This is a genomic window from Aminivibrio sp., from assembly GCF_016756745.1.
Classification (GTDB): Bacteria; Synergistota; Synergistia; order Synergistales; family Aminobacteriaceae; genus Aminivibrio.
The window spans coordinates 45,666-68,835 of record NZ_JAESIH010000025.1; the positions used below are offsets into that span (position 1 = coordinate 45,666).

The 23,170-nt window shown below is 50.6% G+C and carries 15 protein-coding genes, 1 tRNA gene and 2 pseudogenes; 16 read left to right on the forward strand and 2 right to left on the reverse strand.

The genetic code is table 11. The annotated features are described in order from the left end of the window. Positions 1–94: 94 nt before the first annotated feature. The 7 genes from JMJ95_RS02125 to JMJ95_RS02155 all read left to right on the forward strand — a co-directional run bounded on the left by JMJ95_RS02125 (position 95) and on the right by JMJ95_RS02155 (position 8,332). Entirely contained in the window at positions 95–1,858 is a 1,764-nt protein-coding gene (locus tag JMJ95_RS02125; protein WP_290681972.1) for a hypothetical protein, read from the forward strand. A 67-nt stretch (positions 1,859–1,925) separates the two neighbouring features. Next, positions 1,926–2,519, forward strand: a complete 594-nt coding sequence (locus tag JMJ95_RS02130) for a hypothetical protein (RefSeq protein ID WP_290681974.1) — start codon at positions 1,926–1,928, stop codon at positions 2,517–2,519. 66 nt (positions 2,520–2,585) lie between these two features. Next, a tRNA-Leu gene (locus JMJ95_RS02135) sits at positions 2,586–2,671 on the forward strand. 690 nt (positions 2,672–3,361) lie between these two features. Next, the gene (locus JMJ95_RS02140) at positions 3,362–5,209 is read left to right on the forward strand and encodes a gamma-glutamyltransferase family protein (protein WP_290681977.1); all 1,848 of its coding nucleotides are present in this window, start codon (positions 3,362–3,364) and stop codon (positions 5,207–5,209) included. 81 nt (positions 5,210–5,290) lie between these two features. Then, positions 5,291–6,274: a tripartite tricarboxylate transporter substrate binding protein gene (locus JMJ95_RS02145; RefSeq protein ID WP_290681980.1), complete on the forward strand. Its 984-nt coding sequence runs from the start codon at positions 5,291–5,293 to the stop codon at positions 6,272–6,274. 77 nt (positions 6,275–6,351) lie between these two features. Next, a complete protein-coding gene (locus tag JMJ95_RS02150; protein WP_290681982.1) occupies positions 6,352–6,795 on the forward strand; it encodes a tripartite tricarboxylate transporter TctB family protein in 444 nt (147 codons plus the stop codon). A 19-nt stretch (positions 6,796–6,814) separates the two neighbouring features. Next, positions 6,815–8,332, forward strand: a complete 1,518-nt coding sequence (locus tag JMJ95_RS02155) for a tripartite tricarboxylate transporter permease (protein ID WP_290681984.1) — start codon at positions 6,815–6,817, stop codon at positions 8,330–8,332. A gap of 226 nt (positions 8,333–8,558) precedes the next feature. Here the strand turns inward: JMJ95_RS02155 and JMJ95_RS02160 are convergent. Further along, a pseudogene (locus JMJ95_RS02160) lies at positions 8,559–8,699 on the reverse strand (type II toxin-antitoxin system RelB/DinJ family antitoxin); the annotation flags it as partial. A gap of 363 nt (positions 8,700–9,062) precedes the next feature. On the opposite strand from JMJ95_RS02160, the gene JMJ95_RS02165 reads away from it, so the two are divergent. The 3 genes from JMJ95_RS02165 to JMJ95_RS02175 all read left to right on the forward strand — a co-directional run bounded on the left by JMJ95_RS02165 (position 9,063) and on the right by JMJ95_RS02175 (position 14,514). After that, positions 9,063–11,135 carry a hypothetical protein gene (locus tag JMJ95_RS02165; protein ID WP_290681986.1) on the forward strand — a complete coding sequence of 691 codons (2,073 nt, stop codon included), beginning with the start codon at positions 9,063–9,065 and terminating at the stop codon, positions 11,133–11,135. Positions 11,136–11,163: 28 nt separating this feature from the next. Further along, positions 11,164–11,514, forward strand: coding sequence for a heavy metal-binding domain-containing protein (locus JMJ95_RS02170; RefSeq protein ID WP_290681988.1), 351 nt, complete (start codon positions 11,164–11,166; stop codon positions 11,512–11,514). A 303-nt stretch (positions 11,515–11,817) separates the two neighbouring features. Next, entirely contained in the window at positions 11,818–14,514 is a 2,697-nt protein-coding gene (locus tag JMJ95_RS02175; RefSeq protein WP_290681991.1) for a hypothetical protein, read from the forward strand. A 193-nt stretch (positions 14,515–14,707) separates the two neighbouring features. On the opposite strand, the gene JMJ95_RS02180 is transcribed toward JMJ95_RS02175, so the two are convergent. Next, on the reverse strand, positions 14,708–15,211 hold the full coding sequence (locus JMJ95_RS02180; RefSeq protein ID WP_290681994.1) for a hypothetical protein: 504 nt from the start codon (positions 15,209–15,211) through the stop codon (positions 14,708–14,710). On the opposite strand from JMJ95_RS02180, the gene JMJ95_RS02185 reads away from it, so the two are divergent. The 6 genes and pseudogenes from JMJ95_RS02185 to JMJ95_RS02205 all read left to right on the forward strand — a co-directional run bounded on the left by JMJ95_RS02185 (position 15,210) and on the right by JMJ95_RS02205 (position 23,167). After that, entirely contained in the window at positions 15,210–15,500 is a 291-nt protein-coding gene (locus JMJ95_RS02185; protein WP_290681997.1) for a hypothetical protein, read from the forward strand. The genes JMJ95_RS02180 and JMJ95_RS02185 overlap by 2 nt on opposite strands. A gap of 498 nt (positions 15,501–15,998) precedes the next feature. Continuing rightward, on the forward strand, positions 15,999–16,472 hold the full coding sequence (gene brxF, locus JMJ95_RS02190) for a BREX-3 system P-loop-containing protein BrxF (protein ID WP_290682000.1): 474 nt from the start codon (positions 15,999–16,001) through the stop codon (positions 16,470–16,472). 31 nt (positions 16,473–16,503) lie between these two features. Then, positions 16,504–20,262: a DUF6079 family protein gene (locus JMJ95_RS02195; RefSeq protein ID WP_290682003.1), complete on the forward strand. Its 3,759-nt coding sequence runs from the start codon at positions 16,504–16,506 to the stop codon at positions 20,260–20,262. A gap of 85 nt (positions 20,263–20,347) precedes the next feature. After that, positions 20,348–20,575, forward strand: coding sequence for a hypothetical protein (locus tag JMJ95_RS02200; protein WP_290682006.1), 228 nt, complete (start codon positions 20,348–20,350; stop codon positions 20,573–20,575). A 108-nt stretch (positions 20,576–20,683) separates the two neighbouring features. Continuing rightward, positions 20,684–20,839 (forward strand): annotated as a pseudogene (locus JMJ95_RS13890) (DNA methyltransferase); the annotation flags it as partial. Between the two features lie 3 nt (positions 20,840–20,842). Continuing rightward, positions 20,843–23,167 carry a DNA methyltransferase gene (locus JMJ95_RS02205; RefSeq protein ID WP_367153739.1) on the forward strand — a complete coding sequence of 775 codons (2,325 nt, stop codon included), beginning with the start codon at positions 20,843–20,845 and terminating at the stop codon, positions 23,165–23,167. Positions 23,168–23,170: the final 3 nt, after the last annotated feature.

Consider the following 23,170-nt stretch of genomic DNA (forward strand, 5'->3'; position numbering starts at 1 on the left):
CTTCATTATACACTCCATGCAGGCCGGGGGGAATGAAAACCGAGCAATATGGTATAATTAAATCAATGTATAACCATACCAATTAACAAAGGAGATGATTTCCATAAAAAAATTCCTGAAAATCCAGCTTCTTTTCATCATTGCTGTGGCTGCAGCTTCTCTTCTCTCTGCAGCCCCCTCTCACGCGGCCATGGGAGAGATTCAGGGTTTTTCCTTTTCCGGTTTCGGCCCCGGGGAAAGTTCCGCCCCCGACGGCAATCCCGACGCAGTGTTTTCAGTTTCAATTACCGGCTTTGGCGCCCTTGCCGACTTCTCAATCCGTTCCGAAGACGGAAAATCCGCATGGGACACCACACCAGGAAATAACATACCCGGGATTCACGTTCAGGACGGCGCCGGGAAACTGTTGACGGACAGCAGCAGAAGTCTTCCCATTACCCCTTTCCTCCTTGGGGCTTCCTTCGTCCTCACTGTGCATGACGACGGTTCCTTGGCCAGGGGAGGCAAATTCACCCTGACCGCTCTTTTTGTCGACGGATCGCAAAGTTCGGCGACGGTGGAAATACCTCCATCCGTGAAGGAGGAACCCGCGCAGTCCGCCCAGGTACGAATCCTTTCCGCCCGGTGGAGCGATGAGGCAAAACGGGATCTCACGGGAGATTACGAAAAATTGGCGGGGGACGGTGTTCCTGACGAGGCTATACGGGTCGTGATCCAGGGCAGCGGAAAACTGACCGGCGTTACCGTGAGAAGCATCAAGGGTGACGCAGCCGAATGGGACACTCTCCCCGGAAACAGCGCCTGGCTCGTGGCTGTCACATCCTCGGAAAAAGTGCTGAACCGCAAGGACGGAAGCATCGAAGCCGACCTGAAGGGAAGAACCACCCTCGATCTTCGCCTGACCGACAACGGTTCCATCAAAAGGGGAAGATCAACCTTCGAAGTGAACCTTGCTTTTTCCGACGGCTCTGTGGTGAAACGCGAAGTGACCGCTGCACAGGCCGGGCATTCCGGAGACGCTTTCGAAGGGAGTGCGGCGCTCCTCGGCCCCGGCAACCGTGACCTTACGGGAAGAAATGAACAGAGAGCCGGCAACGGCAAGCCCGACCTCGAGGCGGAACTCAGGGTGGAAACAACGGGAACCATAGTGGCAGTAAAAATTCATACCATTTCCGGAGCCTCTGGTGAATGGGACACCATACCGGGAAACGGCAAATGGCTTGTAGTACTCACAGGTGCTGACGGCGCCATTCTCAACCGGGCGGATGGATCCGTGTCCATACCGGTGTCCGGGCCTTCGGTATTTCATCTCTGGTTTGAGGACAACGGAGCCTTTCCCGAGGCAGAGACAAGGGCCGCGGTGACATTAACATATGATGACGGCCGCGTCCTCTCCCGACAGATTCAGTCCCCTTCATCGGGACGTCCCCAGAGGGACCCCGTGCAGGATGTTCAAAAGGGACAACGGGAGATACTGCTTTCCTCTCCAAGGCAGGCATCGAGCAGCGACTACGTGGACAAGGGTGAACGCCCCGGAAGGAGCGGGAAAAAGGACTGGGTTTTCGAACTCCAGATCAAAGGAAAGGGGAGGATTGAGAGCATGTCTCTCCAGGGCACTTCCTCAACCGGCATGGCAATGTGGGACACCATAACGGGCAACGGATTTTCCCTTCTGGGCGTAAGCGCTCCGGGAAAGGGCCTCCTCAACAGGGCTGACGGAACAGTGTCCTTCGATGTGCCCCCGCACAACAACCTGACGCTCTTTGTGGAAGACGACGGATTCCTCCGCAGAAGAGGGCAGAAACAATTCAAAGTCACGGTGACATGGAGCGACGGAACCGTCACCGAAACAAACTGAGAAGCCGATAAGATCAGGGAATGAAGGGGCCCCTTCATTCCCTGATCTTCAAAAGGGGATGGTACCGATGAAACGCCTCGCATTCTCGTTGCCTGCCCTAGTCCTCCTCTTTCTTTTTCTTTCCGCCTGTCCGGCATCAGCGTACAGCGGCTACCCCCTGGGGGGAGTATGGGAATATTCAGGAACCGTCACAGTTACCATTGATGGAAAACAGGCAGTACTCAGAGATAGCGGCAGAATCACCATCGACTCCGGGTATTCCTATGACTGGTGGAGCGATGATTTCGACGAGAAAATCAGGACATTTGGAGCGAAAGGGACTTTTTCCCTTTCTCTTTCTCCGGAGATCAGGGAAGACTACAACCATTTCAGGCAGGTTTACCAGTGGTATAATTTTCGCTCCTTTGAAATCTCTGTTGATGATGCGCTGTATTTTATGGAAGTAACAGGCCGAACCCGGGCAGATCTGAAAATTACGAGGACTATCGGCGGACGTCGGGTTTCGGCGGTTTTTTCAGCGGTCCGTATCAGGTGGGACGAGGACTGGGATGACGATTACGGGGATGGATTGTTTTTCGGCGTCGGCGGTGGATGCAGTACCGGAACCCGACTTTCCGTTTTCTTCCTTCTTCCGCTGCTTTTCCTGAGCCGGAAAAAATGACCCTGAGCAGGGCCCTGTTCTGCGCTGGACATCCACAGGAGAGTATGGTAAAAATTACCAGTGCCGGCCGGGGTGGCGGAATGGTAGACGCAGCGGACTCAAAATCCGCCGTGGGCGACCACGTGGGGGTTCGAGTCCCCCCCCCGGCACCAGTTCAGTAATACCAAGGGTTTCCCGACATCCACAATGTACGGGAAACCTTTTTTGTCTTTTTGTCCATGAAACATCGTTATTTCGTCTTCGAATCCGCTGGGGTTGATTTTCCACAGTGAACCGCCGCGGTTATTGAATCAGTCCACCCATTCCAGTGTCGCGAATTCCACCTCTCCAAGACCTCGCCAGAGACCGCTTCTTTTGATGACCCCGCATCGCCCAGCCTGCCGCTGTGATGGATCAGGCCTTTTGCGTCTTCCCGGGCATTGAGGGGCAGATTTGCCTTCTGTAACGTTGGGGGCGCACCCCCCAGTGTCAATGGACACACACTTTCCCGCAGGAGCACACGTCAGCTCGTGACCATACAGATGCAATTCAGGGAACCTCTGAAAAAGCCCCGTGAAATTGCACCTTCCCTCGGTGGAGGCGTTCGCGAGCGTTTTTTCAGCGGCTCATTGATCCTCATCTCCCTGTAAGGCAATGTTCCGGAAACTTTTTCAGAGGTTCCCTGAATTTACAAGCATTAGCGTTGATGATATCATTTAGAGGGTTCAAAAAAATAATGCAAAGTTTTTGCCAGCATATATCATGCAATATCGAGAGGAAACATAATTTCAGCTCATAAAATTTCCAAATCACGGTTGCTGCCCCTTGAACAGACAGATTAGCTGATTGTTGCAACGGATTGTATGTTTTTGAAAAAACAAACAGTGCATGAAACATCAGTAGCAGAGAATTCCAGAATATACCCACTTTACCCATGCAATGCATTCATAAGAATATGTTTTTATGCTCAATTGGCAAATGAGGCAATGATTTTAATAGCATTAGCAGCATTTAATATTAGCAGCTTTAAAAGATTTTTCCTCTCTTCAGTTGCAGCTCGACTAGAAAATTTTAATAAAGTGGTCAATGGAGGTTTTTATGTCATGAATTTTGATTTTTATTATTACCCCAATCCCTCCCAACGGATCGTTACAATTTCGAAAAATGGTATGGTGGCTGCTTCACAGCCTTTGGCGGCACAGGCAGGTCTTGATGCAATGAGAAAGGGCGGCAACGCGATAGACGCCGCAATTGCTGCTGCGGCCTGTTTAACTGTTGTGGAACCCACTTCGAACGGAATTGGAGGAGACGCTTTCGCCATTGTCTGGACGAAAGGAAAGCTTTTCGGGCTGAATGCGAGCGGTTATGCCCCAAAAGGTGTTTCCATTGAGGCCATGCTCAAACTAGGGTATAAGGAAATACCCAAACACGGAATTCTTTCAGTCACAGTACCGGGAATACCATCCGCCTGGGCTGCCCTTACTCAAAGGTTCGGCATTCTGCCTTTGAAAGAGACAATCAAAGATGCTGTGAAATATGCTGCTGACGGATATCCTGTATCTCCCTCCGTTGCGTCAAATTGGGCTTCAGCTAAAAAAGAGTACGAAAAATATACCGGTGATTTATCCTTCCAGCCCTGGTTTGAGACCTTCGCGGAGGGAGGCAAAACACCGAAAGCCGGAGAGATCTGGTCGTCAAAAGCTCACGCTGAAACGCTACAGGCAATCGCTGATACCAACGGAGAAATTTTCTATAGGGGAGCATTGGCGGAAGCCATAGCAGATTTCTCAAAAAAACACGGAGGATTCTTGACAGTTGCTGATCTGGCTGAATATCGACCGGAATGGGTAGAACCGATAAAAATTCGCTACCGCGGATATGATGTGTGGGAAATACCGCCGAATGGGCAGGGGATAGTCGCGCTTATGGCTCTGAACATTCTCCAGGGATTTGAATTTCAGGCTGACTCTGTTGAAACAGTCCACCGGCAGATAGAAGCAGTCAAAATTGCTTTTGCTGACGGATTTGAGCACATTACGGATCCTGCACATATGACCCTTTCGTATTCGGACCTGCTTTCTGCAGCTTACGCTGCCAAGCGCCGTTCACTTATTTCGGAACGGGCAGTTGTGCACGAAGCAGGTGAACCTTACGGAAGCGGAACAGTTTATCTGGCAACGGCAGATGGCGAAGGAAATATGGTCTCGTACATTCAAAGCAACTACAAAGGTTTCGGTTCAGGAATTGTAGTGCCCAATACAGGAATAGCGCTCCAGAACAGAGGATGGGAGTTCTCTCTCAACCCTTCAGACCGAAATGCTCTTAAAGGAGGGAAAAAGCCATACCACACAATTATCCCCGGGTTCATTTCAAGGGATGGAAAACCTGTGGGACCTTTTGGTGTAATGGGAGGTTACATGCAGCCCCAGGGACATTTGCAGGTTGTCATGAATCTCATAGATTTTTCCATGAACCCCCAGGCTGCGCTCGATGCTCCAAGGTGGCAGTGGATGAAAGGAAAGGAAGTTAAAGTAGAGCCGAGGTTCCCTAACCATGTTGCTCAGGCCTTGGCCCGAAGAGGACATGAAATTATTTCCTCTCTGGATTCAAATGGGTTTGGAAGAGGGCAGGTTATCATACGAGATCCGGAAACAGGAATCCTTGTGGGAGGGACGGATCCAAGAGCTGATTGTCAAATCGCCGCATATTGATCAAGAGCAAGCGCTTGCTCTTGATCAATATGGCTTACTTAGGTAGTCAGAAATACAATATAATTCAGAGGAGGTAAAAAAATGATAACTGTGAAAAAAGTTTTTGCAATTTTGTTGCTGTGTGTTCTGGTGCTTGCAGGAAATGCTCCTGCAGCGCCTGTCGAGGCAGGTCCGGCAGATGATTATCCTAACAAGGCCATAAAGCTTGTGATCCCGTACGCACCCGGGGGAGCAACTGACATAATCTACCGTATCGTAGCAGAGTATGCACAGCAGGAATTGGGACAGCCCATTGCAGTAATCAATATGGGAGGCGCGTCCGGAACCATTGGTTCAAGAAATGTTAAAGATTCCGCACCTGATGGATATACAGTCCTCGGGAGCCACGATGTTATTGCGACAGCTTTTTACTCTCAAGTCGTGGATTACGCTTTTGATGCCTTCGAACCGGTTTGTCTGCTTACTTCTACTCCGAACATAGCAACAACACACGCAAAAGAGCCCTGGCACAATATGGCTGAACTTTTGGAAGACGCTGCCAAAAGACCGGGAGAAATTGTATGGTCGGTAACATTAGGTTCAACTGATCACTTTTTCCTGATGGGACTCCTGAATGCAGCAGGACTTCCCATAGATGTTCTGCGAATTGCAGGCTATGACGGAACAGGGCCTCAGATCACGGCTCTTCTCGGAAGACATACAAACGGATGCATGACGAATGTTACTTCGGGTCTTTCATACGTAAAAAGCGGAGACCTGAAATTCCTCGGGGTCGCCCATCCTGTACGTATGCCTCAAATTCCGGACGTCCCCACTTTGAGAGAACAGGGGATTCCTTTCGACCACGGAACAAACAGAGGTGTTTTCCTCCCCAAGGGAACACCGAAAGAGATTGTTGACAAACTCGCCGGTGTTTTTGAGAAAGTGATGCAACATCCCGACGTTGTAAAAAAGATCAGTGATCTTGGTACGATAGTGAACTATAAAAGCCCGCAAGAGTACAAGACTTTTCTTGACGAGACCATGAAACTTTATGGAGAGCTCAGTAAAATAGCAGACCAATAAATCCGAATGGCACCGGGAGACAGGGCCGGCTCTCCCGGTGCCATTAAGCTGAATATAGACGGGAGGGTGAGTTTGTCGTGAAAAAAGATGTCGCTCTCGGCACGGTAATGGTCATTATCTCATCAATCATGATTTGGCAGGCAAACTTGCTGCCGCGGGGGAACAAATGGGACATGCTCGGCCCTGCGGCCTACCCGAAGTGGATAAGCTGGGCATTGCTGATTCTCTCTGTCATTCTCATTTTATCCTCGCTTCGCAGGAACGGAAAAGAATCCTGGAACTGGACAGCATTAATACTTCCCGGATTCACTTTTTTGATCCTTATAGGATATGTTTTTATTATGCCGAGGATGGGATTCATCATTTCAACTCTCCTCTTCCTGGTTATCCTTCAGGCGCTTTTATCTCCTTCACAAAAAAAACCATGGCTTTATATAGCCTGTGTATCTCTCTTCTTTACCTTTGCTCTTTACCTGGTGTCTTCTTATTTGAACATTCAGCTTCCAGTCCTTGCACTGTAGCCAATGGTAGGTGAAAAAAATGGATGTTTTTGTTGCAGCTTTAGGCGAGGTTTTTACTTTCAGAATCATGGGATTAATGACGGTCGGGACCCTGGCAGGCATTGTAGCAGCGGCTATTCCCGGTTTTACGATTACCATGGCAGTGGTGCTCACATTGCCATTCACTTTCGGTATGACTCCGATAGAGGGCTTATCCACGATGATGGCTGTATATGTCGGAGGGTACTCGGGAGGTCTCGTATCAGGAATACTGCTTGGAATACCGGGGACACCCTCTTCTGTATGCACCGTTTTCGATGGTTTTCCCATGACGAAAAAAGGACAGCCCGGGAGAGCTCTCAGCCTCGGTGTATGGGCTTCCTTTTTCGGAGGGCTTATAGGCGCCGTGATTTGTATCCTTTTGGCCGTGCCGATCGCTCGTTTCGGCCTGAGATTCGGGCCATGGGAAATGGCTTCACTCATTTTCTTCGCCTTGACTCTTATGGCAAGCCTGGGATCCAAATCAATAATCAAAGGGCTTATGGGAGGTCTTCTTGGTCTTCTCCTGGCTACCGTCGGCATTGATCCCATAGGGGGAAGGCCTCGGTTCACGTTTGGGCAGTATAATCTGACAAGCGGATTTGCTTTTTTGCCTGTTCTTATAGGTCTTTTCGCTGTTCCGGCAATGATTCTGGCCGTTCATGAAATACAGGAATCAAAAAGAAAAGGTGAAACCAGGGCTGAATCATATGTGCCAAAGAATTTGGCAATTCCCTGGATTCAGTCTTTAAAAGAAATATTGCATCAATGGGTGAATGTGCTGAGATCAGGAATTATCGGTGTGATTGTCGGAGCGCTTCCCGCTGCAGGCGGCAATACGGCAACGTTTCTTGCATACGACCAGGCGCAAAAGTTTTCCAGGAGATCGGACGAATTTGGAACAGGTATACCTGACGGGATAATTGCTTCGGAGGCGGGAAATAACGGCGTTGCTGGAGGGTCATTGATTCCTACGATTGCTCTTGGGGTGCCCGGAAACTCAATTACGGCTGTTATGATCGGGGTTCTGATTCTTCACGGAATCACTCCGGGTCCTCTGTTGTTCCGTGAACAGCCCACGCTTGTCTACGGTCTCTTTATTGCACTGGTCATTGCTCATTTTTTCATGTTGGCAATCCATTTTGCGGGTATACGCTGGTTTATCCGGGTTGCCCAGGCACCCAAATATGCACTTGTAGCGGTTGTTCTTGTAATGTGTGTTGTTGGTTCGTTCGCTTTGAATAACAGGTACTTTGATGTTTGGGTATTTACCTTTTTCGGGTTGATCGGATATATCCTGAACGGGGCTGGCATGCCGCTCGGGCCGGTAGTTTTAGGCCTGATTCTCGGCCCGCTGGCAGAGTCGAATCTTCGACGGGCACTAATGACAAATCCAGACCCAATGTTGTTCTTCACGCGCCCCATTTCCATGACCCTTATACTCCTATCTTTGCTGTCCATCGTTTATTCTGGTCTGCAAATCTGGAGAGCCGAAAAACGAAAAAAACCGAAATTCTGAAAAGCGGTATAGTGGTCTATAGTGGTCGGAACGATGGAATACCCGTCCGGTGAGGGATCTGTAGGAGGACAGGGTGGTGTGGCTCGATCCTGAGAAGGATGAAAGAAAGCGGGAAACTTTAACCCCGGAAAAGCGACAAGTCGGTTGACAGACACCGCTGTCCTTGCCACGCTTCTGGACTCGTTTTACATCTCGCTTGAACTGGCTGGAATGTACCGGGTCAGCATCACACGCCCAGGTCCTCGAACAGAGCATCCGCGCTATCAAAGCGCTTACCCTTGCCAGCCTCCGGCTCTTCCATAGCTTTGGCCGTGGTGGCATTTGGCACCTGCACAGCAAAGGGCAGGCGTTTTTCATCGGCAATCCGCTCCCCGAGTTCCGCTTCGTTGAGCGCGTGGGTCTCCAGTACGATCAGGAACTTGTCCTCGGAACTCCACCGTTCAGGCCGCCCTCCGTTTCCAGGCGCGGCTTCGCCGCTGCGCGCTTCTTCCCGCCATTTCGCCAGTTTTTTTCAATATTTCCGGACCGGGTGTCTGGGAAAAAAAACCGCCTTCATGCTATCATGCTGACCGTAACCGATCACAAGGAGGGAACCTTCGTTCCTCGAAGGTCTTCAAGGTATTCCGTCGCAACTGCGGAACCATCCCGTCCTCCAAGATTGTTCAGCTGGATGCGGCCTTGTGAGCTATCGCAAAAATCCTCGCCATAGACCCGGGAGGTTCAATTGACCATGAAGCCGTTTCTGCCGAAAATCATTCTGCGTTTCATCGTTCTTATCCTCTGTTTTCTCCCCGCCTCCTCTTATGCTACTCCTTCTCGAGAAGAAGCTGAAAGGCTGTTTGCCGAAATGCTGCTCGAGATCGAGGTGGCGGCAAAAACAGCCGAGGCAGAAATTGAAAAACTTCCGAGCATTGTGGACGATGAACGTTCGCGGATCAAAAACGCTCTTGACCAGTGGGCGAATACTCGGCTGACGGAGATTGTCGAGGAAAATTACGCGGACGTGGAGAAGGCATTGGCGGAGACAAGGCTTCCCCAGGAAGAGGGGACGTTCAGCGTCTGGTGGAAGCAGACCAAGGCAGGAGCGGGCAGCCATGACGACCTGAAGAAGCTCGTGGAGCTTTTTTTCGCCAATCTGCAGCCCCGTCTGTCCTCCGTCAGCGAGGAATTCCAGAGGAAAATACTGCAAAGTCTTGAAGAAGAGACGCAGACTCATCTCAAAGAATCCATGGAAAGAATACGGAAACCCTTTCTCGGTATTCTCAGACAGCGTCTTCCTGTTTACAATACGATTCCCATTCCGAACACAGACAGGGCAGTCATGTCCTACAGTTCCTCAGGAAAAAAGAACGCCCATTCCGAAGGGACCATCCCTCTGAAAGGCCTGGTGGGCGCGGCCCTTGTGCTTCTCGGAAGAAGAATTATCACCAGGATTATGAAATTCATTGTCATCAAAATCGCCGGGAAGGTTCTCGCGAAGCTCGTCCCTGTCATCGGATGGGCCCTTTTGGCCTTTGAAGTCTATGACATGGCCGGAGCCCGTGACCGACTAGAAGAGGAGATGCGAAAATCCTTCCTCGAGGAATACAAGGCGGAAATCAGCGCGGAGACGCTGTGGTGGAAAAGTGAAAACGGAACCGGCCCTTCCATGCGGGACGAGGTGGACCGGAACATCGGGTCGCTGCTGAAAAACTGGGAACGGATCTGCCGGTCCGAAGCGGACTCCATGATCCAGAGCGCCCACATCCTTTCCTTCTCCGATGAGGTCAGAGAGTACGTTTCGCGTCAGATCAGCGAAGGTGCTGAATTTGGGACGGTGCTCCAGAAAATGAGCATCCTCTGGGACGTATTCGGCCAGCTGCTGGCCCAAGGTCAGGTCCAGGTTTTCGAATCCATGCTCGTTTCAGCCCCTGACAGGAGCGAACTGCGGCTTCTCGCAAAAAGTCTCGGCCCGAAACTTCCGGAGCTGTACGAAAAGTACGGGAGGGACTTCTTGCAGGCGGTCGGCAAGATCGGAGTGCAGAATTATCTCTCTTCCGAGGAATGGAACAGGAGAGAGATCGACTGGCACCTCCTCAACGAAAATCTAATTTCTCTTCCCGACATCGGAGACAACAGGGAGGCGGCAGCCGGTCTGCTGACCCTCCTACTGGAAGGAGCACCTCTTCAGGGGATGTCACCCGATACTCTGGCAACCATAGCGGGACAGAAGGGCCTCTTCGGGAAAATGTGGCAGATCCTCAAGCCCGACATAAACAGGACAATTCTCCTGCTGGGGAACAGAAGAGCAGCGGCCCACATCGCTGAAAGCCTGGAGCTCTATCCTGCGGCTGCATCCGTTTTCCTGAAGAGTTACGGCCCGGAGTTCTGGAGCGCATGGTCCCGGGAGGAAATCATCGACCTGCTGCAGATCACCGATTTTCGGTCGGTCAATTCCGGAAAGACCCACGAGACGGTCCTTGTTCAGCCGGAGGACCGTGCGGAACTCGTCAACATTTTCCGCACGGCGGGGAAACCGGGGATCGCCCTCTGGGACATCTATGCCGCGGAAGGCACCGGGGCGGTGGGGAAGAACCTCGCAAGGCAGAGCATAGAATGCCTTGCCGACGGATATCCTTTCGAAGACCTGAAAGAAAAAGACAGGCTCGAGTTTGCCGTTTTGTGCAGGAAAATTCCCCTGTTGGGTAAATTTTTCTACGACACCTTCAAGAATCTGGGATTCCTTCCCCGTTTCCTCGTCATTCTTGCTGGAATCCTCGCAGTGTTTTCCATGTTCTTCTTTTTCTTCAGAAGGAGAAAATGACCATGAACCGAAGACAGGAGACAGAAAAATGCAGAAAACCAGTGTTCCCGTTCTCACCGTGGACAGCCTTCCCGGAAGAAACTTCCAATACCTTGGCTGCGTAACCGCTTCAAGCTGCCTCTCGAAATCCTTTGTCCAGGACCTCTCTTCCAACCTGAAAAACTGGACTATCGGAGGGGAACTGAACCAATACCGGGCCATGATTGACCAATCGGTGGCCCTGGTGATGGAACGAATTGCCGAAGAGGCAGGAAAAATCGGAGCGGATATGGTGCTTGGCTTCAAGTTGTCTACGACCAGCGTTTCTTCCGGAGCCGCAGAAGTTATCGGGTACGGGACGGCCGTAAAGCTGGAGAAACAAAAAAGTGCTGCAGATTGATTCTCCAGAAAGTCCCTCCGGAGGTAGGGTGGGTCATAATGAATTCTGAATATTTGGTAGAAAGCCGAAATCGAATTTTCCTGCCGAATCTGTCTCAAGCAGCTCCGCAAAGTCCTTCAAATTCAGGGGGCTATTTCAGTTTTTGATTTATTTTGTGCAACTACTGATACTCCCGAATCTATGGTATTCTTTTTGGGGTGAGAAGAGGAAATCCCCCGGCTCTTTCCCCGTTGTTCCCTGTATCATGGCGGCTGATGTCAATATCGGACTTTGCATAGACAACCGTATGGAGGGGGAATAGGTATGGCCAAAAAAAAGTACAGAATAGCGATCATGGGCGCATCCGGCGCCGGGAAAACCGTCTTTCTGGGTTCCTATTTCAATTTGGTCACCAATCTCGGCCATGGTAAGCCCGTATCCCTGAATACTCCGGAAGCGGACGGTGAGGTCGGCCGGATCATCCGTACACTCTTCAAGCAGCAGGTTCCGGTGAAGGAAAAGGCAAAAAAAGACCTTATCTCTTATTCTGTGGTTCCTCTTGATATGGATGCCAGTTTTATCGAAGTACCGGAGGGCGGTTCCCCAAAACAGCGGAACTGGCAGGATCACAAATTTCTTCCCGAATTGAAATCCGCTGACGGTGTGCTTTTTTTTCTTCCTGCAGACGACCTGATGAAAAACCCTGAAAGAATTGCGCGAGAAAACGGAACCTTTCAGGAAGCTCTTTCCTTCCTTCTTGAAAACAATTCTTCACGATGGGGCAGCGGGGAAAAGGTCCCGGTAGTCTTTCTCTTTACAAAGGGAGACACCGTTCCTGATGTTTCCGTCGAACAGCTTACAGAAAGAATGATAGAGGTCCTGGGCAAAGACCGGCAGAAATCCTCCGCCCTGTCAATCTTTCTTTCCGCCGGCAGCGGAAACATCAAGGCTTTCAGGGTTGTTGCCATCGGCAAATGGCCGGACCAGAAAACCCTTCCGAGAGAATACGAACCTCAGAATGTCATAAAACCAATGGAGGAACTCTACAAAATGATGAGCAGCCAGGAGAACGAACGCAGAAAGATCAAGTCCGCCGTCCTTGCCGTGGTCGCCCTTCTCGTCGTATCGACGGCCGTTACCTGGGGCATGGACCACTACCGGTGGAGGAGCACCAAAAACGAGGCCCGGAAGCTCGCGGCGAACTCGAAATATGAGGATGCCCTGAAGATCGTGGATTCTTTCGGGAAAAGCTATATCTTTCCCGACCCCATCCCCCTCATTCCCTCGGCCCTGCGGGGAGGAGCGGACAAGGACGCTTTTCGGAGCAGAATTCTCAGATCCTACGAACAGGCTCTGTTTGACCGGCTTCTGCCGCTTATCCGGGACCTTGACACCGTAAAAATGCCTGACGTGACGTCGGGGAAGTACCTGGACGCATCCGGTAAAGTTGAAGAGTACCTTGCAAATTCCGCCTTCCGGACAGTAAACCAGGCCAACTATGACAGGGTCCAGTCCATTCGGTGGTACTTCGAAGCCGGGCAGGCGCTTCTGGGGAAAACCGCCGATGAAACGGAAAATGCGCGCGAAGCCTACAGCCTCATTGAAAGCTGGCTTGATTTTCTGCCGAAGCTTCCCGAACAGTGGAAGACCGAAGGGGCACAAAAGGCGGCTGACCTCTTCTCCTTCTGGGCAGATATGGTTTCCCCTGATGCGGAAATCGAAGAAGTGGAGGCTTTCGCTGCCTCAGCCGCACGGCTTTCCGACAATCCCAACGCGTCGGAAGAGCTGAAAAAACTCATAGCCGACCGGTGTGCGGCATGGAAGGACATGATTTCCGCCAAGTGGACAGAGCGGGGAGCCGCATGGGTTCAGGAGGCTTCCGCCCTTGTACCGGAAGAAGGGATCGAAAAAATCAAAGCTCTCATGGAGAGAGAAGGCCTTCCCGAAGACATCGGCAAAACCCTTTCAGACGCCCTGGAAGGCCAGTATATCCGCCTTGCCGAAACTCTTGCCGGGGACGAAGGCGCGGACAGCGAGAAAATCAAGGGAATTCTTTCCCGTTATCCGGAAATGCCCGGGCAAGCCAGGCAGATCCTCTCTGACCGCATTCTCACCATTGCAAAGAATGAAGTCTCCGTCGTCTCCGCAGGGATAGAGGCTTCCGAGTCCCTGGAAGCTCTTGGAGCCAGGCTCTCCGACCTGGAGCGTTCCTGGACGGACTACCCGGCCGGAAAGGAAGAAGTGGCGCAGAGTTTCGAAAAGACCTTCTCCAGGCTCGTGACTTCCGAATGGGAGAAAATTGCCGAAGAAGGGGCCGCCCTTGCGGACAAGAAAGACTTCGCCGGCGCAAGGGATTTGTATATATCTTCCGTCGAAACCCTCACCGCCAAGCTTGAAAAGGCAGGGCTCGGAGCATTCGGAGACGGCGCCGTGGCCGAAGCGGCTGAAGTCCAGGGCAAAAAGCTCGGGGAACTTCGCCAGGCCCACCTCTCTGCCTGCAAATCAGCTTTCGAAAGGCTCAAATCCTCCAAAAACAAAGAAGACATAGCAGCTGCATCAGAAACACTAAAGGATTTCGCCTCCCTCTGGCCGGATACGGAAGAAGGGGCGGAAGCCGGAAAGACCGCCCTCTTCCTTGACGCGGCCAGCAACGGGGCCAAAGCCGTCCTGACCATAGTCGGCGGCGACTTTACTTCTGCCGATTCGCTTCTTGACACCCCCGACATGAAGATTCTCCTGAAAAGGGACGGCACAACGCTGCTAGAGACCAAAACGGCGGACAACGAGGTCCGGCCGGTTTTCGGCGAAAAGCACGAATTTACCTGGGACGTGGACTCCCGCTTCACATTCATCGGAATTGAAACAGGGGGCATTCTCGGCTCTGACAAGGAAGTCTTCAACGTAACGGTTGATGCCGGGGGAATCTTCGGTTACGAAAAGCTCGGCGGAACCCTCAAAAACGGCGGTAATTCCATCACCATAAAACTGGACATCGACCTTCCGGAATCTCCCTGGAAATAGTCCCCTAGAAATATTGGAAGCGGAAAAAAGGCGGCACCCTGCAACGGGGGCCGCCTTTTTTCCGTCTTTTCATGGAGCGGGTGTCACTTCTCGGCGTATTCTCTTATAAATTCCCCAATAAGCTCTGCCGCATCTTGGAATTCAACAACTATTGACTTTTTATAGCTAGCTTTTTTGACATTAATTTTGTTGATCAGTTGACCCTCTCCCAGGCATCCTGCGTCAGCATGTATACCACGGTTTGTCCGAGCTCTTTGTTGTCCTGTACCGCAACTCGGATGGATTTTCCCGTTCGTGTGTGCTGTATCCGGAATATCTTCCCAAGCCCTGTCGTGCCGACAGGAAAACCTCCCTGGGATTCAAGCTCGTCACAGACCTCATATCCTGACATGTATCCCTTCTTGTAAATTTGCCCTAAAACATTGATTGTACCGTCAAGGCCATACGACACAAAGTACCAGTCGAAATACGATGAACCGGAAATCCTGTACATTTCAAGTTCTGCCTTGAAGGTAGTATTCCAGTCAATGGTATCCGGCTCGCCCACGTTGTTGTACACCCAGCTTCGTTCCAGAAAAAAGTCGAGCCGCTCGGCAAGATCCTGGGAAATGGAAGCCAATGCGGTGGAAGCCGAAAGACAGAGAAGAAAAACCGTAACGAAAACAATTGTGCGATTTGCGGCGTTCTTTTTTGGCATGAGAGCAACCTCCCTGAAAATTATTTCAGATATACCAAATATAGTATATCGAAAAGCATGGAAAGAAACAACCAAAAAAGACCGCGTTGCCTTTTCCGCAACTCTTTTCCCAGGGCACATCACTCAAAAGCAGAGGGAGGAAAAGGGTGTGAATTCACTTTTCCTCCCTCTGCTCCAGTATAAAGGCAAAAAAATGGCGGAGAAGGAGGGATTCATTACCATTTTCCTCTCTTTTTATGAATTGTTGCAAACACTGCATTCTTCAAAAGCCCGTTGTGCAGTTTTGTAACACCACTTTGTAACACCATATCAGACCCCGCAACGGTTTTATTCTACATTACGGAACACCAAGGTTCAAGAAGCAAGACCGATTTTTCGTATGGTAATCAGAAAGTTCAATATGACTCTGAGCTGTTCTTTGACAAGATTTTCCAACTGAATTTGGAACTTTTGAAGCTGAGTGTTTCGATGAAAGAAATGATTTTTTATTAGCCGTTAAATTTGGGCATGAAATTGTGTTTTTTTTCCTTCATCCCTCTTTCACTTCACTTTTTTTCAACTCGAAGAGATACTTCTAAAAATTGGGCTTTAGCAACCTATATTATGTTGTAGGGGTTGACAGCAGCTGATGATCACAGTAAATTGTGAGCATTATATGTTGTGTTTTTTTATTTGGTGAAATAAATCTATCAATTTCTCAGAAAGACATGTAATGTTTGATCGTCAGGAAATCCCGTCCTTTCTGAAGCAGCAGCTCAAGCAGCCTAGGTTCAGGAGGAGATTCAAAATGGCAGAACCTCTCGCCGATATCGTAATTCACAAAATGGAGCAGGCGGCAGAGTTGTATCACCGCCTGGTCATTCTTGTGGCTTCTGCTGGTTCGGGTAAGACCGCTGTTCTTCTGGACGTCCATAAACGCACTGCAGCTCCCTATATTAATGTAAATCTGGAACTCTCCAGGCGCATGCTCGATCTCACCGAGCGGCAGAGAGCATTGCAGATACCCCGTCTTCTCTTGGATATTGTGGGAGAAGACCCTGTCGTCTTGTTGGACAATATCGAAATTCTCTTCGACGTCTCGCTCAAGCTGGACCCGCTGCGGCTTTTACAGGGACTCTCCCGGAACAGGACGGTGGTTGCCGCGTGGAGCGGATCCATTATCGGCGAAAATTTAGTCTACGCAGCGCCGGATCATCCTGAATACAAACGGTATCCTGTGCAGGCCCTTCTCGTAGTCAGCCCCGAGGCGATTGCATGGTGAACCGGAAAGAACTCACAAGGGGGCAGACGCAATGAAATACGGAGAGCTCATCCAGTTCGAGCCCATTGAGACTACCATCCAGCTTCGGGACGCCGATAAGGCTTCAGCCGCGCAACATCTTGTTCAAACTTACGTCATCTCGGGGGAGATGGCCGAAAGGCTGGTGAACCTTGTCATTCCCCAGCTTCAGTTCGATCATCCCATGGACAACAAGGGCCTGCTGGTTGTGGGCAACTACGGCACAGGCAAATCCCATCTCATGTCGGTATTATCAGCCATTGCAGAAAACGATAGCCTGCTCCCGAACCTGAACGACAGAAACGTGGCTGCTGCGGCAGCCGGGATCTGCGGTCGCTTCAAGGTTATCCGGACCGAGATAGGGGCCACCACAATGTCTCTCCGGGACATACTTGTCGCCGAACTGGAGGAACACCTGACAGCCATGGGCGTACCCTATTTATTCCCGGCTGCTGACAAGGTGCCCAACAACAAACGTGCCTTCGAGGAAATGATGACGGCCTTCCACCAGGTTTTCCCCGATCACGGACTGCTTCTTCTGGTGGACGAACTGCTCGATTTCCTTCGCACTCGAAAGGACCAGGACCTGATACTCGACCTCAATTTTCTTCGGGAGGTCGGGGAGGTATGCAAAGACCTTCGTTTCCGCTTTATCGCCGGTGTCCAGGAAGCCATTTTCGACAGTCCCCGTTTTTCTTTCGTGGCCGACAGTATCAGAAGGGTAAAGGACCGCTTCGAGCAGGTACTCATTGCCCGCAGGGACGTCAAGTTCGTGGTGGCCGAACGTCTGCTCAGGAAAACAGCCGAACAGCAGTCAAGGATTCGTGACCACCTGAAACCTTTTACCAAATACTATGACCGCATGAACGAGCGCATGGACGAATTTGTCCGGCTCTTCCCCGTACACCCTGACTATATAGATACTTTCGAGCGTGTGACTGCCGTTGAAAAACGGGAAGTGCTCAAGACTCTGTCTCTGGCCATGAAGAAGATGCTTGACAAAAATGTGCCACAGGACGAGCCCGGCCTTATCGCCTTTGACAGCTATTGGAGCACCCTTCGAGAAAATGCCTCGTTCCGTGCCATTCCAGATATCCGGGCCGTCATCGACTGCAGCCAGGTGCTTGAATCCCGTATAGAGAGCGCTTTCCCGCGCAAACAATATAAACCTATGGCTCTGCGCCTTATCCATGCGTTGTCCGTGCACCGCCTAACCACCGGCGACATTTACGCCCCCATGGGAGCGTCCGCGGAAGAACTGCGCGACCGACTCTGCCTTTTCGATCCAATGATTGCCGAACTGGGCAGCGATGAACCGGACAAAGACCTGCAGACACATGTGGAAACTGTTCTTCGGGAGATCCATAAAACGGTCAGCGGGCAATTCATCTCGTCCAACCAAGACAACCGCCAATATTACCTGGACCTTAAAAAAACAGACGACTACGATGCCTTGATCGAAAAACGGGCCGAAAGTCTCAATGCCTCCCAGCTCGACCGATACTATTATGAAGCCCTTCGCCGTGTTATGGAGTGCACAGACCAGACCTACGTGACGGGCTACAAGATATGGCAGCACGAACTCGAATGGCTTGAACGCAAAGCGGCCCGCCTCGGGTATCTATTCTTCGGTGCTCCCAACGAACGCTCCACCGCTGTGCCGCAGCGGGATTTCTATATCTACTTCATCCAGCCGAACGATCCTCCTCGGTTCAAAGACACGAAAGAACCGGATGAAGTCTTTTTCCGGCTGAAAGACATCGACGAAGAATTCCAGATCGCACTGAAAAGCTATACTGCCGCCCTGGACCTTTCCGCCACGTCATCGGGCAATGCCAAGGCCACCTATGAATCCAAGGCCAACGGTTTCCTGAAGAAACTGGTCCAGTGGCTGCAGAAGAACATGACCAACGCTTTTGAGGTCACTTACCAGGGCCAAGCCCGGACCATTGCCGAATGGGCAAAAGGCAAATCTATTCGGAATCTGTCCGGTGTGGCCCCCAATGAGACTATCAACTTCCGAGACCTGGTAAACACCATCGCCGGTATCTGCCTGGCGCCCCACTTTGAGAACCAGGCACCGGACTATCCCTTCTTTTCGATCCTTATCACCGGCAGCAACCGCGCCCAGGCGGCACAGGAGGCTCTGCGGGCAATTGCCGGCCAGAGCCGCACCAAGCAGGCCACATCCGTTCTTGATGCTCTGGAACTGCTCGACGGCGAGAAGCTGGATCCCTACAAATCCAAATACGTTAGGATTATTCTTGACGCAGTCAAGGCCAAACCTCACGGACAGGTGATAAACCGCAGCGAAATAATTCAGAGTGACCACGGTGTAGAGTACATGAACACCGGAGGTTCCCGCCTCGAGCCCGAATGGGTGACTGTTCTGGCGGCGGCACTGGTGTACTCGGGGGATATCGTCCTCGCTATCCCGGGCAGGAAATTCGACGCAACCGGGCTTCAGCAGCTCGCTGCGTCCGGCATGGATGAACTGGTCCGGTTTAAACATCTGGAGCAGCCGAAGGACTGGAATATTCCCGCCCTCACTGCGCTGTTCAAACTGCTTGACATGCCCCCGGGCCTGGTACAGCTGGTCACCCAGGGGAAAGACGATCCGGTACAGAACCTGCAGCAGTCAGTGGGCAAGGTTATCAAGCGCATTGTCATGGCACAGCAGGCCCTGCGTGAAGGGCTCTCCTTCTGGGGGCTTGATCTGGCTTCCGTGTCACGGACAGCGAGCGGAGGATCGGATGACGACCGTCAAAACCGGAACGTGCAGCTGGAAAACGCGAAAACGTTCTTTGAGTCGCTCCAGGCCTATTCTTCCCCGGGAAAGTTGAAGAACTTCAGCTACAGTGTTCCCGACGTTCAGGGCCATGGCAATGCCGTGAAGACTCTCGATGAACTGGACGCTCTGCGCGAATTCATAATGGGAAACGGAACGACGGTGTTCTGGCTCTCTGACGCGGAGAGGGCGTTGCCTCCGGATCACGACTGGGTAGACCGCATGAGGACGATCCGGCAGGATGTGCTAGATATCCTCAAGAAAGCAAACCCGGCAGAACTCGCTTCACAATCCCGCAGCATCAGTTCACAGCTTCAGGGATTGAAAAAAGAGTACATTACTGCCTATATGGGGCTTCATACCAGGGCGAGACTGGGCGTCAAGGACGACAATCGCAAGGCGGGATTGCTCAACGATCAACGCCTGCAAACCCTGCTCAAGTTGGCCGGTATCGAACTGATGCCCCGGCAGCAGCTCACAGAATTCCAGAACCGGCTGGTCGAGCTGAAAAGCTGTTTTGCCCTGACAGAGAAAGATCTTGACGCTACACCTGTCTGCCCTCATTGCGGTTTCAGGCCGTCAGTAGAAACTAATGTACACGCTGGATCTCAGTTGATAGACCAGCTGGACGATCAGCTTGAGGCCTTGATAACGAACTGGACATCTGTAATCCTCAAAAACCTCGGTGATCCCGTCACCCGAGCCAACATGGAACTGCTGAAAGCTGACGATCGTGAGAAACTAAAGATTTTCATCAAAACAAAAGAACTGCCCGAACCTCTTGACAATAACTTTCTCCATGCTCTGAAGGAAGTTCTCTCCGGCTTGGTCAGGGTCACCGTAAAATCACAGGAGCTGCAGCAGGCCCTGCAGGTTGAAGGCGGACCGGCTACACCGGCGGAAATGAAAAAACGCTTTGAGGAGTATCTAGAACAGCTCACCAGGGGAAAAGATCCTGCAAAGGTGCGGATTGTCATGGAATAAGAGTGACTTCGCGGGTGACCAACTCTGCCGAGCTTGGTCACCTGCGAAGTGACCAAGCTGAGACACAAGACGAAAGCGAAGGATTATGAAGATGAAAGAAAACAGTTTGTTCGACTCGCTGCTTGAAGAGCCGCAGAAGCCCTCCGATCCGGTGACTTGTCTCGGCATGACTTTCGAGAACGACGAGGCCCGCCGTGCCCACTTTACCGAGGAACTGCGCAAGAAGCTGCAAGACCCTGAGTTCCGCAAGATCGAAGGCTTTCCCATCGGCAGCGACGAGGACATCCTGAACCTGAGTGATCCGCCGTACTAAACCGCCTGCCCGAATCCGTGGATCGCCGACTTCATCGCCGAGTGGGAGGCGCAGAAGCCGGAGCAGCCCGAAGCTTACCACTATCACCGGGAACCCTTTGCCGTCGATGTGAGCGAGGGGAAAACGCACCCATTATACAAGGCGCATTCATATCATGCCAAAGTACCTCACAGGGCCGTAATGCATTATATCCTTCATTATACTCAACCAGGCGACCTCGTTTTAGATGGGTTCTGTGGTAGTGGTATGGTAGGAATAGCTGCACAGATGTGTGATGACCGAAACGAAATCCTTTCGCTTGGATACAAAGTTGAAAAGAATGGGGATATAGAGTTTGCAGGCGAAAATGTACTAAATAAATCGGCAAATTCCTCTAAAATTGGATATAGACACTCGATAATAAGTGATTTGGGTGTTTCTGCAACAAATATTGCAGCAAATTATTTGCTGCCATTTGATATTCCTGGTTTCGAAGCTAAGGCACGAAAAATACTCAAAGATTTAAAAGAAGATCTTGGATGGATGTATCAAACATATCATATCGATGGAAAAACAAAATGCCAAATAGAGTACACGGTCTGGAGCGAGCTATTTTCTTGTCCAGAATGCGGCGGGGAAATTGTTTTTACAGAACAGGCATATGATGAAGAGAGTCAGATGGTTTCAAAAAACATAATATGTAATCATTGTGGAGCTAATGCAAAGAACAAGCAAGCCTTAGATCTGATGTTTGAGACAAGGATAGAGAATGGTGTTTTCATCGAAAAGCCAAAAAGAATTCCAGTTTTAATCAAATATAAGTATGGTAAATCAACTTTCGAAAAAAAACCAGATCAGCATGATGCAGACGTATTGAAAAAAATCGAGGCAATGCCCATGCCTGATGTAGTTCCATTCATACCTATTCCTGAAATGCAGATGGCGAATGTAGGTCGGATGAAAACAACTAAAATTAGTCATATTCATTTACTATTCCTACCGAGGGTACTTCATTCAATGAGTTATATCTGGAAAGCCGTATCACTTGAGAAGAACTCTCGTATCAGGCAACAATTATATTATCTATTCGAGCAGGGAATATGGACAAGCTCTATTTGTAATTCATATAGACCAGCTGGTTTTTCGCAAGTCTCTCAGTATATGAAGGGAGTGTATTATGTTCCTTCTCAACATTCAGAATTGAGTCCATGGTATGTCCATGAAGGAAAGTTGAAAAGACTTACCAAAGTATTTTCAAGCCAACCTCGCTCACTTGGAACTACAGTAATTTCAACAGCAAGCTCAACAAGTATTCATTGTCCAAATGATTCTATAGATTACATTTTTACAGATCCACCTTTTGGTGAGAATATCTATTATTCAGACCTGAATTTCCTTATTGAGGCATGGTTAGGAGTTTTTACAAATCCAGCTAAAGAAGCAATTATTGATAAGGTTAAAGAAAAAAAATTATCTGATTATCAATCACTTATGGAGCAATGCTTTAGCGAATATTTCAGAGTTTTAAAGCCGGGCCGCTGGATAACAATCGAGTTTTCCAATACAAAAGCATCTGTCTGGAACAGTATCCAAACAGCTATTGCAAATGCTGGCTTTATTGTAGCCAGTGTTTCAGCCCTCGATAAAAAACAAGGTACTTTTCAAGCAGTTAATACACCCACAGCCGTCAAACAAGACCTCGTTATCTCGGCCTACAAACCCAACGGCGGCTTTGAAGATCGCTTTCAGAAAGAGGCACAAACGGAAGAAGGCGTTTGGGACTTTGTTCGTACACACTTGAAGTATTTGCCGGTCACCAAGCAACAGGGAACCTTGCTACAGTTCGTCCCGGAACGTGATCCACGCATCCTGTTCGACCAGATGGTAGCCTACTACGTCCGAAAAGGCTACCCCGTGCCGATCTCCAGCCAGGAGTTCCAGATTGGGCTGTCGCAACGTTTCATCGAGCGCGACGGCATGTTTTTCCTGCCGGATCAGGTGGCCGAATACGACCGCAAGAAGATGACCTCGGGTGAACTCAAGCAGATGTCTATGTTCGTCTCCGACGAGGCATCCGCCATCCAATGGCTCCGCCAGCTCATCAAGGAAAAGCCCCAGACCTTCTCCGACATCAATCCGCAGTTTATGCAACAACTTGGCGGCTGGAGCAAGAACGAGGCCCAGCTCGACCTGCGCGAACTGCTGAACCAGAACTTCCTCTGCTACGACGGCAAAGGCCCTGTGCCCGAGCAAATCCACGCCTACCTCTCCACCAACTGGAAGGAACTGCGCAACCTGCCAAAGGATGCCCCGGCGCTGGTGACCAAGGCCCGCGACCGCTGGTACGTACCCGATCCCAACAAGTCGGGCGACCTGGAGAAACTACGCGAGAAGGCTCTGCTCAAGGAGTTCGAGGAATACAAAGAGGTCAAAAAGAAACTCAAGGTCTTCCGCCTCGAAGCTGTCCGTGCCGGTTTTAAGAAAGCTTGGCAGGAACGGGATTACGTCACCATAATTTCTGTGGCTGAAAAGATCCCCAATAATGTTCTGGAAGAAGACCCCAAACTGCTCATGTGGTATGACCAGGCAGTTACTCGTTTGGGTGAGGATTGAGAT

What these genes read in the sequence shown, in the direction of transcription:
- JMJ95_RS02175 (WP_290681991.1), top strand. Translation starts at nt 11,818, where the DNA reads ATGGCCAAAAAAAAGTACAGAATAGCGATCATGGGCGCATCCGGCGCC.
- JMJ95_RS02165 (WP_290681986.1), top strand. Translation starts at nt 9,063, where the DNA reads ATGAAGCCGTTTCTGCCGAAAATCATTCTGCGTTTCATCGTTCTTATC.
- JMJ95_RS02180 (WP_290681994.1), bottom strand. Translation starts at nt 15,211, where the DNA reads ATGCCAAAAAAGAACGCCGCAAATCGCACAATTGTTTTCGTTACGGTT.
- JMJ95_RS02195 (WP_290682003.1), top strand. Translation starts at nt 16,504, where the DNA reads ATGAAATACGGAGAGCTCATCCAGTTCGAGCCCATTGAGACTACCATC.
- JMJ95_RS02170 (WP_290681988.1), top strand. Translation starts at nt 11,164, where the DNA reads ATGCAGAAAACCAGTGTTCCCGTTCTCACCGTGGACAGCCTTCCCGGA.
- JMJ95_RS02125 (WP_290681972.1), top strand. Translation starts at nt 95, where the DNA reads ATGATTTCCATAAAAAAATTCCTGAAAATCCAGCTTCTTTTCATCATT.
- JMJ95_RS02145 (WP_290681980.1), top strand. Translation starts at nt 5,291, where the DNA reads ATGATAACTGTGAAAAAAGTTTTTGCAATTTTGTTGCTGTGTGTTCTG.
- JMJ95_RS02155 (WP_290681984.1), top strand. Translation starts at nt 6,815, where the DNA reads ATGGATGTTTTTGTTGCAGCTTTAGGCGAGGTTTTTACTTTCAGAATC.
- JMJ95_RS02205 (WP_367153739.1), top strand. Translation starts at nt 20,843, where the DNA reads ATGTGTGATGACCGAAACGAAATCCTTTCGCTTGGATACAAAGTTGAA.
- JMJ95_RS02130 (WP_290681974.1), top strand. Translation starts at nt 1,926, where the DNA reads ATGAAACGCCTCGCATTCTCGTTGCCTGCCCTAGTCCTCCTCTTTCTT.
- brxF (WP_290682000.1), top strand. Translation starts at nt 15,999, where the DNA reads ATGGCAGAACCTCTCGCCGATATCGTAATTCACAAAATGGAGCAGGCG.
- JMJ95_RS02200 (WP_290682006.1), top strand. Translation starts at nt 20,348, where the DNA reads ATGAAGATGAAAGAAAACAGTTTGTTCGACTCGCTGCTTGAAGAGCCG.
- JMJ95_RS02185 (WP_290681997.1), top strand. Translation starts at nt 15,210, where the DNA reads ATGAGAGCAACCTCCCTGAAAATTATTTCAGATATACCAAATATAGTA.
- JMJ95_RS02140 (WP_290681977.1), top strand. Translation starts at nt 3,362, where the DNA reads ATGTTTTTGAAAAAACAAACAGTGCATGAAACATCAGTAGCAGAGAAT.